General features: G+C 59.7%; 16 protein-coding genes. 8 read left to right on the top strand and 8 right to left on the bottom strand.

The genetic code is table 11. The annotated features are described in order from the left end of the window. Positions 1-75: 75 nt before the first annotated feature. The gene (locus tag NVB75_RS04515; RefSeq protein WP_258346189.1) at positions 76-1,182 is read right to left on the bottom strand and encodes a sugar diacid recognition domain-containing protein; all 1,107 of its coding nucleotides are present in this window, start codon (positions 1,180-1,182) and stop codon (positions 76-78) included. 159 nt (positions 1,183-1,341) lie between these two features. Here NVB75_RS04515 and NVB75_RS04520 point away from each other — a divergent pair, with 159 nt between their 5' ends. After that, positions 1,342-2,652 (top strand): MFS transporter, encoded by a 1,311-nt coding sequence (locus tag NVB75_RS04520; RefSeq protein WP_258346190.1) that lies wholly within the window; start codon positions 1,342-1,344, stop codon positions 2,650-2,652. 50 nt (positions 2,653-2,702) lie between these two features. On the opposite strand, the gene NVB75_RS04525 is transcribed toward NVB75_RS04520, so the two are convergent. Beyond that, positions 2,703-3,407, bottom strand: a complete 705-nt coding sequence (locus NVB75_RS04525; protein ID WP_258346191.1) for an SDR family oxidoreductase — start codon at positions 3,405-3,407, stop codon at positions 2,703-2,705. Between the two features lie 99 nt (positions 3,408-3,506). On the opposite strand from NVB75_RS04525, the gene NVB75_RS04530 reads away from it, so the two are divergent. The 3 genes from NVB75_RS04530 to rarD all read left to right on the top strand — a co-directional run bounded on the left by NVB75_RS04530 (position 3,507) and on the right by rarD (position 6,515). Further along, positions 3,507-4,409: a LysR family transcriptional regulator gene (locus NVB75_RS04530; protein ID WP_258346192.1), complete on the top strand. Its 903-nt coding sequence runs from the start codon at positions 3,507-3,509 to the stop codon at positions 4,407-4,409. 76 nt (positions 4,410-4,485) lie between these two features. After that, on the top strand, positions 4,486-5,496 hold the full coding sequence (locus tag NVB75_RS04535) for an aldo/keto reductase (RefSeq protein ID WP_258346193.1): 1,011 nt from the start codon (positions 4,486-4,488) through the stop codon (positions 5,494-5,496). Positions 5,497-5,633: 137 nt separating this feature from the next. Next, positions 5,634-6,515 (top strand): EamA family transporter RarD, encoded by an 882-nt coding sequence (gene rarD, locus NVB75_RS04540; RefSeq protein ID WP_258346194.1) that lies wholly within the window; start codon positions 5,634-5,636, stop codon positions 6,513-6,515. A 60-nt stretch (positions 6,516-6,575) separates the two neighbouring features. Here the strand turns inward: rarD and hppD are convergent, their stop codons facing one another. Together hppD and NVB75_RS04550 are read right to left on the bottom strand one after the other, a co-directional pair. Continuing rightward, positions 6,576-7,652 (bottom strand): 4-hydroxyphenylpyruvate dioxygenase, encoded by a 1,077-nt coding sequence (gene hppD / locus NVB75_RS04545; protein WP_258346195.1) that lies wholly within the window; start codon positions 7,650-7,652, stop codon positions 6,576-6,578. A gap of 245 nt (positions 7,653-7,897) precedes the next feature. Beyond that, positions 7,898-8,821, bottom strand: a complete 924-nt coding sequence (locus tag NVB75_RS04550) for a DMT family transporter (RefSeq protein WP_258346196.1) — start codon at positions 8,819-8,821, stop codon at positions 7,898-7,900. Positions 8,822-8,898: 77 nt separating this feature from the next. On the opposite strand from NVB75_RS04550, the gene NVB75_RS04555 reads away from it, so the two are divergent. The 3 genes from NVB75_RS04555 (at position 8,899) to NVB75_RS04565 (ending at position 11,989) form a co-directional block, all read left to right on the top strand. After that, on the top strand, positions 8,899-9,771 hold the full coding sequence (locus tag NVB75_RS04555; RefSeq protein ID WP_258346197.1) for a LysR family transcriptional regulator: 873 nt from the start codon (positions 8,899-8,901) through the stop codon (positions 9,769-9,771). Positions 9,772-9,882: 111 nt separating this feature from the next. Continuing rightward, complete coding sequence (locus NVB75_RS04560; protein ID WP_258346198.1) at positions 9,883-11,427, top strand: EAL domain-containing protein; 1,545 nt, start codon at positions 9,883-9,885, stop codon at positions 11,425-11,427. 196 nt (positions 11,428-11,623) lie between these two features. Next, positions 11,624-11,989 (top strand): histone-like nucleoid-structuring protein, MvaT/MvaU family, encoded by a 366-nt coding sequence (locus tag NVB75_RS04565; RefSeq protein ID WP_017480385.1) that lies wholly within the window; start codon positions 11,624-11,626, stop codon positions 11,987-11,989. Between the two features lie 171 nt (positions 11,990-12,160). On the opposite strand, the gene NVB75_RS04570 is transcribed toward NVB75_RS04565, so the two are convergent. Continuing rightward, positions 12,161-12,697 (bottom strand): DUF4946 domain-containing protein, encoded by a 537-nt coding sequence (locus tag NVB75_RS04570; protein WP_258346199.1) that lies wholly within the window; start codon positions 12,695-12,697, stop codon positions 12,161-12,163. Between the two features lie 194 nt (positions 12,698-12,891). On the opposite strand from NVB75_RS04570, the gene gloA reads away from it, so the two are divergent. After that, positions 12,892-13,413 (top strand): lactoylglutathione lyase, encoded by a 522-nt coding sequence (gene gloA / locus NVB75_RS04575; protein WP_258346200.1) that lies wholly within the window; start codon positions 12,892-12,894, stop codon positions 13,411-13,413. A gap of 52 nt (positions 13,414-13,465) precedes the next feature. Here gloA and ahpF read toward each other — a convergent pair whose 3' ends face one another. The 3 genes from ahpF to NVB75_RS04590 form a co-directional block, all read right to left on the bottom strand. Then, positions 13,466-15,019: an alkyl hydroperoxide reductase subunit F gene (ahpF, locus tag NVB75_RS04580; protein WP_258346201.1), complete on the bottom strand. Its 1,554-nt coding sequence runs from the start codon at positions 15,017-15,019 to the stop codon at positions 13,466-13,468. Positions 15,020-15,146: 127 nt separating this feature from the next. Next, positions 15,147-15,710 carry an alkyl hydroperoxide reductase subunit C gene (ahpC, locus tag NVB75_RS04585; RefSeq protein WP_003173835.1) on the bottom strand — a complete coding sequence of 188 codons (564 nt, stop codon included), beginning with the start codon at positions 15,708-15,710 and terminating at the stop codon, positions 15,147-15,149. Positions 15,711-15,859: 149 nt separating this feature from the next. Next, the gene (locus NVB75_RS04590; protein WP_258346202.1) at positions 15,860-16,786 is read right to left on the bottom strand and encodes a site-specific integrase; all 927 of its coding nucleotides are present in this window, start codon (positions 16,784-16,786) and stop codon (positions 15,860-15,862) included. Positions 16,787-16,830 lie beyond the last annotated feature (44 nt).

Consider the following 16,830-nt stretch of genomic DNA (forward strand, 5'->3'; position numbering starts at 1 on the left):
TTATAACGCCCATGCTGCCAGTTGGCACCGGCAATAACGCCTGTCCATTGCACAAGAGTGGCTGGGGTTTGTTGTTCATTTGGACAAAGCCTGCGGCAGCAGCTGCACGCCCAGGTACAACGCGAGCATGCCGTCGAGGGTCAGCGGGTCGACGCCGCTCAGCTCGGCGATGCGCTCCATGCGATAGCGCAGGCTGTTGCGGTGAATGCCCAAGGCGTCGGCGCAGGCCTGGCTTTGGCCGTCGTGATCGCACCAACTGCGCAGGGTCGCCTGCAACTGGCCGTTACTGTCCTTGGCCAGCACCTTGCGCAACGGGTTGAGCAGTTCGTCGAGGGCGTCGTCGTTGCGGTGGCGCCAGAGCATCACCGGCAGGCGGTAGCGGTTGAGGGTCAGCAGCCGCGATTCGGGCAACACATCGCGGCCATAGGCAAGCAGATCACCGACTCGCCGGTAGCAACGGCGCAGCCCGGCCAGGCCATCTGCTTGGCCGCCGACGGCAACCCGCAGGATGTTCCAGCCCAGGCTGTCGAGTTTTTCCAGCAAGCGCGGGTTGTCGACTGGCACCGACGCCGGTCGGCACCACAGCAGGGAAAACTGCGCGGAGCTGACGCACCAACTGTCCGGGTAACGCGAGGTCAGCCAGGCACTCAAGGCCTCCGCCGACTGGCCGCTGCCCAGTTCAAACAGGTAGGGCGTGCGCGCCAGCTGTGGCTTGAGGCCCAGTTGCTGCGCTTCATCCACCAGCCGCGGCGAGTCGCCGGTCTCGGCCAGCAGCAGCGCCAGCAGGTCATCGCAACGCTGGCGGCGCCATTGCTGCTCGGCCTGCTGGTGGCGCTGGCTGACCAGCATTTCGGCGGTCATGCGCACCAGTTGCGCATAGGTGCGCAGCAGCTCCGGCTCGCCGGTAATGCCCAGTACCCCGATCAGGCGCTGATCGTGCAGCAGCGGCAGGTTGATCCCGGGTTGCACACCCTTGAGGTGCTTGGCGGTCTGGCTGTCGATCTCCACCACGCGCACATTCGCCAGCACCAGTTGTGCGCCTTCATGGCGGGTGTTGATACGTTCGGGCTCACCGCTGCCGAGGATCAGGCCCTGGCTGTCCATGACGTTGACGTTATAGGGCAGGATCGCCATGGTGCGATTGACGATATCCTGCGCCAAGTCATGATCCAGCTCGAACATGGGGCTAAATTCCTGGAAAGTGGGTTGTTCATAGGCACAGCGCAAAGGGTGCATGACTGTGCGCGAGCACAAAGACATCACCCCTTGAGGTGGCCGAGACTCGTTGGGCGATCAACGTTACCCTCGCATCGCAAAAAATCATAATAAAGAGAGACTGCCATGTCACAGAGCGCCGCTGTTACCCAGGCCACCGATGACGATAAAAACGCCGTATACAAGCGCATTACCCTGCGCCTGATCCCCTTCATTTTCATCTGCTACCTGTTCAACTACCTCGACCGCGTCAACGTCGGCTTTGCCAAGTTGCAAATGCTCGACGCCCTGAAGTTCAGCGAGACCGTATACGGCCTCGGTGCCGGGATTTTCTTTATCGGCTACGTGCTGTGCGGCGTACCGAGCAACCTGGCGTTGACCAAATTCGGTCCACGGCGCTGGATTGCACTGATGATGATCGTCTGGGGCACCCTGTCCACCTGCCTGCTGTTCGTCACCACGCCGACCCATTTCTACGGCTTGCGCCTGCTGACCGGCGCCGCTGAAGCCGGGTTCTTCCCGGGCGTGGTGCTGTACCTCTCGCAGTGGTTCCCGACCTTCCGCCGTGGGCGGATCATGGCGCTGTTCATGTCGGCAATTCCGGTGTCCGGCCTGCTGGGCAGCCCGTTCTCCGGCTGGATCCTCAACCACTTCGCCGCCGGCCAGGGCGGGCTTGCGGGCTGGCAGTGGATGTTCCTGCTGCAAGGCGTACCGACAGTGATCCTCGGCGCCCTCGCCTACTTCCTGCTCAGCGACAGCTTCGCCAATGCCAAGTGGCTCACGCCCCATGAGCGTGCCGTGCTGGAAGCCGACCAGGCCACCGACCTGGCCAACAAACCGAAGACCACCAGCGACTCGCTGCTGGAAGTGTTCAAGAACCCGGCCATCTGGGCATTCGGGCTGATCTACTTCTGCATCCAGAGCGGTGTGTACGCCATTAACTTCTGGCTGCCGTCGATCATCAAGAACATGGGCTTCAGCGATAACCTGGTGATTGGCTGGCTCAGTGCGATCCCGTACCTGCTGGCGGCGGTGTTCATGTTGCTGGTGGGCCGTTCTGCCGACCTGCGCAAAGAGCGGCGCTGGCATTTGGTGGTGCCGATGTTGATGGGCGCCATCGGGCTGGTGATTGCGGTGAACTTTGCAACCACGCCAGCCATTGCGATCCTTGGCCTGACCATCGCCACCATGGGCGCCCTCACCGGCCTGCCGATGTTCTGGCCGGTGCCCACCGCCCTGCTCAGCGCAGGTGCTGCGGCGGGTGGCCTAGCGTTGATCAACTCCATGGGCCAGATGGCGGGTTTCCTCAGCCCGTATATCGTCGGGTTTGTGAAGGATGCCACTGGGTCTACGGACCTGGCGTTGTACCTGCTGGCGGCGGTGATTGTCGCGGGCAGTGTGTTGGCGTTGCGGATGACGCGCACCCTGAAGGTGTAACACCGGTAGTGTGGGGGCGAGCTGGCTCGCTCCCACAGTCTGATGGCTGTTTACAACAAACCACCGCCGTCGACATCAATCACGCTTGCGGTGATAAACCCGTTCTCCATCGCCAGCACATACCCCGCAGCCACTTCTTCGGCCTGCCCCACTCGCCCCACTGGCAACGCCCCGCCCGCCTTGGCAAACATCGCCAGCCGCTGCTCCTCGGACAACCCGGCATACGCCTCGGTGTCGATCACGCCCGGACTGACCACATTCACTCGACGAGGTGCCAGCTCTTTGGCCAACTGTTTGCCCAGGGCTTCAGTGGCCGCGTTGATCCCGGTCTTGATGAACTGCCCTGCCACGGTTTTGCGCCCCAGTTGACCCGAGGTCAGCGTGATGCTGCCGCGCTCGTCGAGAAAAGGCAGTGCCGACTGGATCGCCCGCAGCGAACCCCAGAGCTTCACGTTGAAGTTGTCTTGCGCCAGGGCCAGGTCCGTCTCGATCAAGGGCTTGGCCTGTACCGCCGGCCCTGCCGTGTAGACCAGATGATCAAACGGCCCCACGGTTTCGAACAAGCGCTGCAACGAGGCCGCGTCGGTCACGTCGACCTGCTCGCTGCGCACACCGTTCTCCACGGCTGAAGACAAGCGCCGCCCCGCCAGCACCACGTGGGCACCGCGTGCTACGGCCTGCTTGGCCACGGCCGCGCCAATGCCGCTGCTACCGCCGATGACGATGATGGTTTTGCCGCTGAGGGGAGAAGTCATGAAGAACTACCTGATTGAGAAATGAGGTTTCATCTTCCCAGCTTGGCAATCGTTGAAAAATCCCGGTAAAACGACAAGATCTTTAAAGGATTTTTACAGATGAGCTCAATCCTCGACCTTGAAGTGTTCGTGCGCACCGCCGACACCGGCAGCCTATCCGCCGCCGCCCGTAGCCTCAGCCTGACCCCGGCGGCCGCCAGCATTGCCCTCAAGCGCCTGGAAACCCGCCTGGGCATGCGGCTGCTGGCGCGCTCCACCCGCAGCATGCGCCTGACCGAAGAAGGCCGGCGCTACCTGGACAGCGTGCGGGTGGCCCTGGAGGCGTTGTCCGAAGGCGAACAGGCGATCAAGCAACAAGGCCAAAGCCTCAGTGGTTTGCTGCAATTGGCCGCGCCCTCGGATTTCGGGCGCAATGTGCTGCTGGGCTGGCTGGATGAGTTCAAGCTCGAGCACCCGAACGTTCGCCTGCAATTGCTGCTCAACGACAGCAATGCCGACCTGTTTCGCGAAACCGTCGACATCGCCCTGCGCTTCGGCGTGCCAAGGGACTCCAGCCTGGTGGCGCTGCCGGTGGTGCCCGATCACACACGTGTGGCGTGTGCCAGCCCCGACTACCTTGCGCGCCACGGTACGCCCCGCATGCCCCAGGACCTGGCGCAACACAGCACGCTGCGCTACATGCGCCAGGGTCGCGCGAACAACACCTGGTACTTTCGCCAGGGTGAGCTGCTGCAGGAAGTAGAGGTCAGCGGCGACTACCTGAGCGATGACGGCGAGATCGTGCGGCGTTGGGCATTGGCCGGCCATGGCGTTGCTTATAAAGCGCGACTGGATATAGCCCGCGACATCAAGGCCGGGCGCCTGGTGCCGTTGCTCACCGATTGGCAAGGCGAGCCGACGCCGTTCAACCTGATGTGCCCGCATCGGCTGCAAGTGTCGGAACGGGTCAAGGTACTGCACCGCTTCCTGCAGTTGCGTTGCGCCGAACTATTACCGCAATAACCGTCCCAGGGCTTGTTCCAGAGCCTTGCTGTCTGGTATTGGATAGGGACTGTCTCCCCCTTATGAGGTGTTCACGATGATTTACCGCACACTGGGCCAGTCCGGGTTGAAGGTCAGCGCACTGACCCTGGGCAGCATGATGTTTGGCGAGCAGACCAACACCGAGGACTCGCTGCGCATCATCGACAAGGCCTGGGATCAAGGCATCAACTTTATCGACACCGCCGACGTCTACACCGGCGGGCGCTCCGAAGAAATCGTCGGTGAAGCCATCGCCCGCCAACGCCAGGATTGGGTGCTGGCCTCGAAGGTCGGCATCGGCCCGGTGGATGGGCTGCCGAACCGCAGCGGCCTGAGCCGCAAGCGGATTTTCAACGCGCTGGAAGCCAGCCTGACGCGCCTCGACACCGATTACCTGGACATCTATTACCTGCATCGTGAAGACCACAACACGCCGCTGGAAGTCACGGTTTCGGCGATTGGCGATTTGATCCGCGAGGGCAAGATCCGCCATTGGGGCTTGTCCAACTACCGCGGCTGGCGGATCGCCGAAGTGATCCGCGTGGCCGAGCGCCTGGGGGTGGACAAGCCGATCATCAGCCAGCCGCTGTACAACATCGTCAACCGCCAGGCCGAGGCGGAGCAGATCACCGCAGCCGCCGCCTATGGCCTGGGTGTGGTGCCTTACAGCCCGCTGGCCCGTGGCGTGCTCAGCGGCAAATATGCGCCGGACGTAACGCCTGAAGCCGGCAGCCGCGCCGGGCGCCAGGACAAGCGCATCCTGGAAACCGAATGGCGCGTTGAATCCCTGCGCATCGCCCAGCAGATCCAGCAATACACCCAGGGCCGTGGCGTGGGGATTGTCGAGTTTGCGATAGCCTGGGTGCTGAACAACTCGGCGGTCAGCTCGGCGATTGTCGGGCCGCGCACCGAGGCGCAGTGGGATGCCTACACCGGCGCGCTGGAGGTGAAGATCACGGCGGAAGATGAAGCCTTCATCGATTCGCTGGTCACCCCGGGTCATGCCTCGACGCCAGGGTTCAATGACGTCAGCCACTTTGTCTCGGGACGCATTGCCCGGCCATAAACACACTTTACGGGAGGATCCGAGAAATCCTCCCGTAAAATTGCCCCAAAACAGAGCAAACATCTCACCTCAAAAGCACTATATTCCCTCCCTGAAATCTCCCTTCTTTTGTATGAATCGGTTTTCGCGAGGACAGTGTGTCTAAAGGTGTTGTGTTATCGGTCTTGGCCTCGGTGTTGTTTGCCGTGATGTATTACTTCACGTCGCTGCTGACGCCCTTGAGCGGCCTGGAGATCTTCGGCTGGCGGATGCTGCTGACCATGCCCTGCATGACCGTGTTCATGATCGTCAGCGGCGAGTGGCGGCGAGTGTGGGAATTGGTTCGGCTGGTGGCGGCCAAACCCGGATTGATCGGCGGAATGCTGGTGTCTTCAGCGTTGCTTGGGGTGCAACTCTGGTTGTTCATGTGGGCACCGCTCAACGGCCGTAGCCTGGATGTGTCCCTGGGGTATTTCCTGCTGCCGCTGACCATGGTGCTGACCGGGCGCTTGGTGTATGGCGAACAATTGTCACGCCTGCAAAAAGTCGCGGTGTTTTTTGCCGGCGTCGGCGTGCTGAACGAGTTGTATCAGGTCGGTGGTTTCTCCTGGGCCACGCTAGTGGTGATCATCGGCTACCCGATCTACTTCATCGTGCGCAAACGCCTGAAGACCGACCACCTGGGCGGGCTGTGGTTCGACATGGCGCTGATGTTGCCGGTGGCGTTGTGGTTCGTGCAAAGCGGCGAACAGGGGTTTGCCGTGCTTGATGCCCACAAGGGCTTGTACGTCTTGATCCCGATGCTGGGCTTGATCAGTGCCTCGGCACTGGTGTGCTACATCATTGCCAGCCGCATGTTGGCGTTCAGCCTGTTCGGGCTGCTCAGCTATGTGGAGCCGGTGCTGCTGCTCGGGGTCGCCTTGTTGCTGGGAGAAAGCATCAAGGAGGGGGAATGGCTGACCTATCTGCCGATCTGGCTGGCCGTGATGGTGCTGGTATACGAAGGTTTCAAGCACTTGGTTCGCCAACGTAAAGCCTGATTCCAGGCGAAAAAAATCCCGGTCGCGGATACCCACGACCGGGATTTTTTACATCAACGATCAGTCAGCGGTGAGCACACCACGACGCACCTGGTCGCGTTCGATGGATTCGAACAGGGCCTTGAAGTTACCTTCGCCGAAACCGTCATCACCCTTGCGTTGGATGAACTCGAAGAACACCGGGCCCATCAGGGTTTCCGAGAAGATCTGCAGCAGCAGGCGCTTGTCGCCCGCCACCGACGAACCGTCCAGCAGGATGCCCCGCGCTTGCAACTGGTCCACCGGCTCGCCGTGGTTTGGCAGGCGGCCTTCGAGCATTTCGTAGTAGGTGTCTGGCGGCGCGGTCATGAAGCGCATGCCGATCTTCTTCAGCGCATCCCAGGTCTTGACCAGGTCATCGGTGAGGAAGGCTACGTGCTGGATGCCCTCGCCGTTGAACTGCATCAGGAACTCTTCGATCTGCCCGGCGCCCTTGGACGACTCTTCGTTCAGCGGGATGCGGATCATGCCGTCCGGGGCGCTCATGGCCTTGGAGGTCAGGCCGGTGTATTCGCCCTTGATATCGAAGTAGCGCGCTTCACGGAAGTTGAACAGCTTCTCGTAGAAATTCGCCCAGTAGGCCATGCGGCCGCGGTACACGTTGTGGGTCAGGTGGTCGATGACTTTGAGGCCGGCGCCCACCGGGTTGCGCTCAACGCCTTCGAGGTACACGAAGTCGATGTCATAGATCGAGCTGCCTTCGCCGAAGCGGTCGATCAGGTACAGCGGCGCGCCGCCAATGCCCTTGATCGCCGGCAGGTTCAGCTCCATCGGGCCGGTTTCGATATGGATCGGCTGGGCGCCCAGTTCCAGGGCCCGGTTGTAGGCCTGCTGCGAGTCCTTGACGCGAAACGCCATGCCGCACACCGACGGGCCGTGCTCGGCCGCAAAGTAGGAGGCGATGCTGTTGGGTTCGTTGTTGAGGATCAGGTTGATCTCGCCCTGACGGAACAGGTGCACGTTCTTGGAACGGTGGGTCGCGACTTTGGTGAAGCCCATGATCTCGAAGATCGGCTCCAGGGTGCCCGGGGTTGGCGATGCGAATTCGATGAATTCGAAGCCCATCAGGCCCATTGGGTTTTCGTATAGGTCTGCCATTTTCGGTGCCTCATCATTCTTGTAATTACAAATGTTTATTTGCGAGCAAGGATGAGGTCGGCGGGTGGCGCACAGGAGATACCCCGCACGCTGCGGGCGAGGAAGTCACCAAAGATGAGGGGGGACCCGAGTAGCTTCATGGTTGCATCAGTCTCTTACGGGCGAGGCTTGCGTTAGCGCAAGTCCTTATTCTTGTATGCGTAAATCGATTCTACACAGCGTAACCGCATTTGTCCGTACTCTTATCAAATCCCCATTGCCCTGGGCCGCGCAAGGGGTTTGTTGCACAGGTAGATGCCCAGCAGGATCACTGCCCCGCCCAGCAGCATCGGCGCGGTGACGTGCTCGCCCAGCAGCAATGCACCGCAGATCACCGCCGTCAGCGGATTGAGGGCGATGAACACACCCGCGCGTGTGGCGCCGATGCGACGCAAGCCATCGTAGTAACCGATGTAGGCCAGCGCCGAGCCCAGCACGCCGAGGTACAACAAGCTCGTCAGTTGGGGCAGATCAATCGCGCCCAACGCCGCCACGCTCAACCGCCCCGTCACCAGCGTGGTGATCGTCAGCATCAGCGTGCCCAACAGGATCGACCAGGTCACGGTTTGCAACGGCCCCAGGCTTTGGTTAAGGCTGCGGGAGAACAGCGAGTACACGCCCCAGCCCACCACGCAGCCAAAGATCAACAGATCACCGATCCAGGCATGCGCGCCGCCCTGCAACAGCTGCGGGTTGCGGCTGGCGATCACCAGCCCCGCGCCACCCAGGCACAGCGCGATACCCAACAGTTTCACCTGGCCCAGGCGCTCCTTGAACAGTAGCCAGGAAGCCAGGCCAATCACCGCCGGGTTCAGCGCCACGATCAGCGACGCCCGGGATGCGTTGATGTAATGCAGGCCATAAAAAAAGCACAGGTTGTAGAAAAAGATCCCGAAAAAGCCGAGCACGGTCAGTTGCGCCAGCTGTGGGTTGGTCGGGCGCACCAGGCGAATGCGCGCGACACCCAGGAATACCAATAAGGCGACGCTGGCCAGCACAAAACGAACGGTCGCCGCCAGCAGCGGGTCCGGGCCTGCGGCCAGATAGCGCCCGGCCACGAAGGTGCCGCCCCAGATCATGGTCACGGCCGCCAATTTCAAATACGTGAGACGGTCAGAGGTCGGGGTCATCAGATTTCCACTCAAAAAACACAGGGTTGGCATATTGTTTGGCTAATCCCTTGTCATCGTAAAATGAGTAAATACTCATGACCCTTACCCAACTGGAAATCTTTTCCCTGGTGGCCGAGCTGCAAGGCTTCACCAGCGCCGCCAATCGCCTGGGCATCAGCCAGTCAGCGGTGTCCCATGCGATCAAATCCCTGGAACAGGAATTGGGTGTGGAGTTGATCCGCCGCCATCAGTCTCAAGTCGAACTCAGCGATATCGGCCAACAACTGCTGCTGCGCGCCCGGGCCATGCTCGGGCTGGCCAATACACTGCAACAGGAAGCCGCCGATGCCCGCGGGATGAAGCGCGGCACGCTGCGCATCGGTTCGTTCGGGCCGACTTCATCGATTCGTCTGTTGCCGAAGATTTTGCAACGCTTTCGCGAGCTGCATCCGGGCATCGAGGTACACGTCGACGAAGGCCCCGATCGGCAGGTGATGCAGTGGCTGGAAGAGCGGCGCGTCGACGTCGGGTTTGTGGTGTTGCCTGAAGAGCGCTTCGATACGTTCCCGCTGATCGAGGATCAGTTGGTCGCGCTGTTGCCAGCGGGACATCACCTGGGCGCGCAGCCGAGTGTCAGCCTCAAGGCGCTATGCGGCGAGCCCTTCATCCTGACCCAGGCCGGGTCATCCGAACTGGTCTCAAGGCTGTTCGTCGGTGCCGGGCTGCAGCCGGATGTGCGTTACCGCTGCTCACAATTGCTCAGCACCCTGGACACCGTGCGCCGGGGTGACGGCGTGACCATTGTCGCCGAGTCGTCGCTGCCTGAATCCACCGAGCCGGACTACCTGATCAAACCGCTCAAGCCTGCCGTGAAACGCCAGGTGGGGCTGGCGGTCCTGGATCGACGGCAGTCCTCGCCGGCGACCCTGGCGTTTATTGAACTGGCCACAGGCTTGCCGCTTGATTGAGCATGCAGGGTCGCGTGCCGCCATCTATCATGGCCAATACCAATACGCTTTGTTGGACGTCCCGACCGCATTTGAGCGTCTTATTGACCCTTCCCGCTACAGGCTGCACAAATGCCACTGACCGTCAAAGGCCCACGAAAAGCGAGCACCCGCCTCCTCATCACCCTGCTCAGTGGCGCGCTGCCAATTCTGCTGGGTGTGCTGATCCTGTACTGGCAAGCCGGGCGCACGCTGGAGCACAGCACCGCGCAAACCGCCCAGGAAGCCGTGCGCCAGTTTGACCTGATGCTCGATAACACCGCCCTCGCCGCCCAAACCCTGCTGCCCCTGGCTGGGCATGAGTGTGATAACCCGACACAATTGGCGCTACGGGAACAAGTCACCCGCCGGCCTTTTGTGCGCGCCACGACCTTGTCCTGGCAGAGAAACATCTATTGCAGCTCGTTGTTCGGTGGCAACTACCAGTCGCCGGTCAACCCTGAAGACTACGTCGACGGCCGCCTTTGGCTGATGAAAGGCAACCCGGTGACACCTGATACCGCATTGCTGGTGTATCGCCTCACCGAGGGCGACCGGGGTGCCTTTGCCTCCGTTGATGGCTATCACTTGACCAACGCGCTGCGCCTGATCAGCCGGTATGCCGACCTGGTGTTGCAGGTGGGGCCTTACTGGCTGGCGTCGGATGGCAAGGTGCACAGCGAAGCGTTGCCGACATTTCCTGTGGCGCACCATCATCTCGATTCCGAGCGGTATACCTACAGCGTGGAAGCGGGGATGCCGGAGGGCGAAACCTGGCGCTACATGCAAGCGCGGTATCCTGCACTGTTCGTTCTGGTGGTGTTTTTCGGCGTGTTGGCGGGCATCCTCGCCCACTGGCTGCAAAAGCGCTCATCGGCGCCGACTCACGAGCTGCAACGTGCCTTGGGTGCCAATGAATTCGTGCCCTATTACCAGCCGGTGGTACGTGGCCAGGACATTCGCCAGTGGGCCGGCTGTGAAGTGCTGATGCGCTGGAATCACCCTAAGGAAGGCCTGGTGCGCCCCGACCTGTTCATTCCCCTGGCCGAGCATTCCGGCCTGATCGTGCCAATGACCCGCGCCTTGATGCGCCGGACCGCACTGCAACTGGCGCCCCACGCCGAGCAGTTCGCGGATGGATTTCATGTCGGGATCAACATCACCGCCCGCCATTGTCACGACCTGGAACTGGTGGAAGACTGCCGGGAATTCCTCGCGGCCTTCCCGCCGGGCAAGGTGATTCTGGTACTGGAATTGACCGAGCGAGAGTTGATCGAACCCACGGATATCACCCGCCAGTTGTTCCAGGCGCTGCACGAAATGGGGGTAATGATTGCGATCGACGACTTCGGCACCGGCCACTCGAGCCTGGGTTATTTACGCAACTTCAATGTCGATTACTTGAAGATAGATCAGAGCTTCGTCGCGATGATCGGTGTTGATGCACTCTCGCGGCATATACTCGACAGCATCATTGAACTGTCCGCCAAGCTCGATTTGGGTATCGTTGCCGAAGGTGTAGAAACACCAGAACAATCCGAATATCTTGCCGCTCAAGGTGTTGATTTCTTGCAGGGCTACCTGTTTGGCAAGCCAGTACCTTGCGATGAGTTCATTAGATTCCTGAACAGCCATTGAATAGCCACCCACTTCGACGGAAATATTGTTATTTATACAAAAGACATGATTTACTCATGGCTGATTAACTACTACAATTTTTCCTGCCTGTGCTGAATTGGCAGGAAGGCCACTTTCATTGAGTCGCCTTAAGGCTCTTGGCTTATCGCTTTGTTTGCAGTAGATATCAGCCAAATACACTATTGGAGTATAGATTTTGTCCAGACTCGCCGAATTTCGCGCAGCAGAAAAAGCCCTTCAAGAGCAGCTTGCCCAGCTGGAATCCCTGAAGAACGACGCTGGCCTGAAGAAAGAAATCGAATTCGAAGAAAAGCTGCAAGGGCTGATGAAAACCTACGGCAAAAGCCTGCGCGACATCATCTCCATCCTGGATCCTAACCCGAGCAAGTCCGGCGCTTCCGTCGCAACCGCACCAAAACAGCGCCGTGCACGTGTGGTCAAGGTTTACCACAACCCGCACACTGGCGAACTGATCGAAACCAAGGGCGGCAACCACCGCGGCCTGAAGGCATGGAAAGAACAATACGGCGCGGCCACTGTAGATTCCTGGCTTCGCGGCTAATGCTTTGCAGCTAGTACAAACGCACTAAGAAAAGCCCTGCACATGCAGGGCTTTTTTTGCTTACAGGCATCGATATTGAAACAAAACAGGCCCCTGGCTCTTTCAAAAACGAACTTTAAAAAACATTTCACTTTGTGCAAATCGACTAATTTTCTGCTTTGCCTACAGCGCTCAAAGTTTCAGGCTTTCACGCACCGAACTGACTTCATCCTTGCTTGATTCGTAAGCCTGGGCCTGGCCTGCGTATGAAAATACATAGGCCTTATCGGTGTCGACCGCTCCCACCAGGGTTTGCGACAGCACATGCCGACCGTTCTCGGTGATTACACAAGTAGTTTCCAACGCCTCAAGGCGGCTCAATGTTGTGGGGTGCATCTTGGTGCACACACTTTGATAACCGCCTTGGGCAAAGTCCTTCTGGATGGACTTGCGCATTTCCAGCAGCACACCTTGAAGATTGACCGTATGCCCCGTTTCGATCGGAGTGCCTGTCAACTCCATGACCATCAAGGTCGCGCCATTTTCATCATTCTTGATCGCACGTTGACGGGACACCGCCGACGGTTGCGCCGGAGCCTGATCGTCGGGCACCACCTCCTCCACCTGCCAGCCACTGGGCCAATGAATTTCCGGGTCAGCCGCCCATGCAGCAGTGCTGCCCAACAACAGGCCCAGGGTACTTAACAGCGGTGCGCGAAATCCGATCATTGCGAAAAACACTCAAGGTTCAAGCCACAAAGTTTGGGCCTCTGCACCCGCTGCTCGCAAGGGCTGCGTGACCTTTTTCATTTGGCGCATCCGGCAGGGCTGCGTATCATGGACCGGCTGCACGGATGCCAGCCGCAAGCCAAGGGATCGCTCGAACTAGAGCTGCGTTTGCCCCATTCTTCACTGGAGGGCCCATGAGCCTGCACGAACTGAACACATTCCCGGGCGTAACCGCCCAACCTGACACCGCCACCACGAACTTCGTGTTCAACCACACCATGTTGCGGGTCAAGGACATCACCAAGTCGCTGGATTTCTACACCCGCGTACTGGGTTTTTCGCTGGTTGAAAAACGTGACTTTCCGGAAGCCGAATTCAGCCTGTACTTCCTGGCCCTGGTGGACAAGGCCCAGATCCCGGCCGACGCTGCCGCGCGCACCCAGTGGATGAAGTCGATTCCGGGCATCCTGGAATTGACTCACAACCACGGCACCGAAAACGACGCGGACTTTGCCTATCACAACGGCAACACTGACCCGCGCGGCTTTGGTCATATCTGCATCTCGGTGCCGGACATTGTCGCTGCCTGCGCACGCTTTGAAGAACTGGGCTGCGACTTCCAGAAGCGTTTGAGTGATGGCCGCATGAAAAGCCTGGCCTTCGTGAAAGACCCGGATGGGTACTGGGTTGAAATCATTCAGCCAACGCCGCTGTAACAAAAAAAACCCCATGATCACTCATGGGGTTTTTCGTTTCAGGGCCGGCAGCTTAGCTGCGGATCAGGTGATCGAAAGCACTCAGGGAGGCCTTGGCGCCCTCGCCCACGGCGATCACGATCTGCTTGTACGGCACAGTAGTGACGTCGCCAGCGGCGAAGATACCTGGCAGTGAAGTCTCGCCACGGGCATCAACAATGATCTCGCCACGGGGCGACAACTCGACGGTGCCTTTGAGCCAGTCGGTGTTGGGCAGCAAGCCGATCTGGACAAAGATACCTTCCAGGTCAACGGTCTTGAACTCGCCACTGTCACGGTCCTTGTACGCCAGGCCGGTAACCTTCTGACCGTCACCTTTGACTTCACTGGTGAGCGCGCTGGTGATCACGTCAACGTTAGGCAGGCTGTACAACTTGCGCTGCAACACAGCATCGGCGCGCAGCTTGCTGTCGAACTCCAGCAAGGTCACGTGGCTGACGATACCGGCCAGGTCGATGGCCGCTTCAACGCCGGAGTTACCGCCGCCGATCACCGCCACGCGCTTGCCTTTGAACAATGGACCATCGCAGTGCGGGCAGAAGCACACGCCCTTGGCCTTGTATTCCTGCTCGCCCGGCACACCCATTTCACGCCAGCGGGCGCCGGTGGCCAGGATCACGGTCTTGGACTTCAGGGTCGCACCGCTTTCGAAACGGATTTCGTGCAGCTCACCCGCGTTCTTGGCCGGGATCAGCGCGTTGGCGCGTTGCAGGTTCATGATGTCCACGTCGTACTGCTTGACGTGTTCTTCAAGAGCACTGGCCAGTTTCGGCCCTTCGGTTTCCTGCACCGAGATAAAGTTCTCGATCGCCATGGTGTCCAGCACCTGGCCACCAAAACGCTCAGCGGCTACACCGGTACGAATGCCTTTACGGGCCGCGTAGATCGCTGCAGCTGCGCCAGCTGGGCCACCACCGACGACCAGCACGTCAAAGGCGTCTTTGGCGCTGATTTTCTCGGCTTGTTTTTCAATGCCGCTGGTGTCGAGCTTGGCGAGGATCTCTTCCAGGCCCATACGGCCCTGGCCGAAGTTCACACCGTTCAGGTAAACACTCGGCACAGCCATGATCTGACGATCATCGACTTCGGCCTGGAACAACGCACCGTCGATGGCGACGTGGCGAATGTTCGGGTTCATTACCGCCATCAGGTTCAGCGCCTGGACTACATCCGGGCAGTTCTGGCACGACAGCGAGAAGTAAGTCTCGAAGCTGAACTCGCCTTTAAGGGCGCGAATCTGTTCAATCACTTCGACACTGGCCTTCGATGGGTGGCCGCCGACTTGCAGCAGCGCCAACACCAGCGAAGTGAATTCATGACCCATTGGGATGCCGGCGAAACGCAGGCTGATATCGGCACCCGGGCGGTTGATGGAGAACGAAGGCTTGCGCGCATCGTTGCCATCGCTTTGCAGGGTAATCAGCGTCGAGAGACTGGCTACGTCCTGCAACAAGGCAAGCATTTCCTCGGATTTCGCACCGTCGTCGAGTGAGGCGACGATCTCGATCGGCTGGGTGACCCGTTCCAGGTATGACTTCAACTGAGCTTTAAGATTGGCGTCCAACATACGGGCGATTTCCTATTAATTCGGTTTATTGCAGACAAAAAAACGCCCGAGCGAATCTCGCCCGGGCGTTTTGAGGGCGGATGCAGCTTACTTAGGTGCGGTAACCCGCCCTTGGTGCTTCACAGACTTAGATCTTGCCGACCAGGTCCAGGGACGGAGCCAGGGTGGCCTCGCCTTCTTTCCACTTGGCTGGGCACACTTCGCCTGGGTGAGCAGCAACGTACTGAGCAGCCTTGATCTTGCGCAGCAGCTCGGAAGCGTCACGGCCAACGCCGCCATCGTTCAGCTCAACGATTTTGATCTGGCCTTCCGGGTTGATCACGAAGGTGCCACGGTCTGCCAGGCCAGCTTCTTCGATCAGTACGTCGAAGTTGCGGGAGATGGTCAGGGTCGGGTCGCCGATCATGGTGTACTGGATTTTGCCGATGGCTGGCGAAGTGTTGTGCCAGGCAGCGTGGGCAAAGTGGGTGTCTGTAGAAACGCTGTAGATTTCAACGCCCAGTTTCTGGAATTCGGCGTAGTTGTCAGCCAGGTCTTCCAGTTCGGTTGGGCAGACGAAGGTGAAGTCGGCTGGGTAGAAGAAGACGACAGACCATTTGCCTTTCAGGTCAGCATCAGTCACGTCTACGAAGTTGCCGTTTTTGTAGGCGGTAGCTTTGAACGGTTTTACTTGGCTGTTGATGATAGGCATCGTTGACTCTCCGTCAGGTTTGTAAAAGGGCTTAGTAAGTTGATGAGGTGAATCCTACCCACTCTCCCGGCCGATGGCTCATTGGCAAACCTGATGCTGACGATTGGTTTTCACTATCAACGGACGGTATTAATAGAAGAAACCTTCAATCACTCGAGGGATGCGCGGGCCATGCCGAGAAAGGGTGTCGCTTCAACATAGCGCATGGCAGATTTCATGTCTTTCCAGCCGACGTAAGTCATCAACGACTTCAAGTCCCAGCCACTGCGATGGGCCCAGGTGGCAAAGCCCCGGCGCAGTGAGTGGCTGGTGTATTGATCCGCTGCAATGCCGGCGCGCTCCAGGGCCTGGCGCAATAGCGGGATCACGCTGTTGGGGTGCAAGCCCTCCTCGCCCAGGTTGCCCCAGCGGTCTATGCCGCGAAATACCGGGCCGCGCACCAGCGCCGAAGCACTGAGCCACTCGCTGTAGGCCTGGACCGGGCACAGGCGCAGCAATGCCGGCGTCTGGTATGTGCGACCCAGGTTCTCCCGATCGCTTTTACTGCGCGGCAAATACAGGGTAATGCCCGAACCGGGTACTGCCTGCACGTGCTCGATATTCAACCGGCACAGCTCATCACTGCGAAAGCCGCGCCAGAAACCCAGCAGGATCAATGCGGCGTCACGTTTGGCACGCAGCCAGCGGGGATGGTCTTCTGCGCTTCGGGCGTCGCGGCCTTCCTGGTCGAGAAACTGGATCACCTGCTCCAGGTGCTGGAGCTGCAATGGCTCGGCCTGTTTTTCCTGAGCCGGGTGCACGGCGCGAATCCCTTTCAGGACTTTACGCACCACCGGCGCCTTGGTCGGATCAGGAAAACCCTGGCTGGTATGCCACTGAGCCAAGGCCGACAAGCGCAGCTTCAACGTGTTGACCGACAACACGCCCGCATGGGCCACCAGGTAGCGCGCCACGCTGTCGCTGGTGGCCGGCAGGAATCCACCCCAATTCACCTCGAAATGCTCGATTGCCGCTCGATAACTGCGGCGGGTGTTATCGCGGGTGGCCGCATTCAGATAACGGTCCAGTTCACTCATACCTGTACTGCCATTGGGCGCTGTCCACTTCAAAACCTTGATCA

This window comes from Pseudomonas sp. CBS, from assembly GCF_024734645.1.
Taxonomy (GTDB): Bacteria; Pseudomonadota; Gammaproteobacteria; order Pseudomonadales; family Pseudomonadaceae; genus Aquipseudomonas.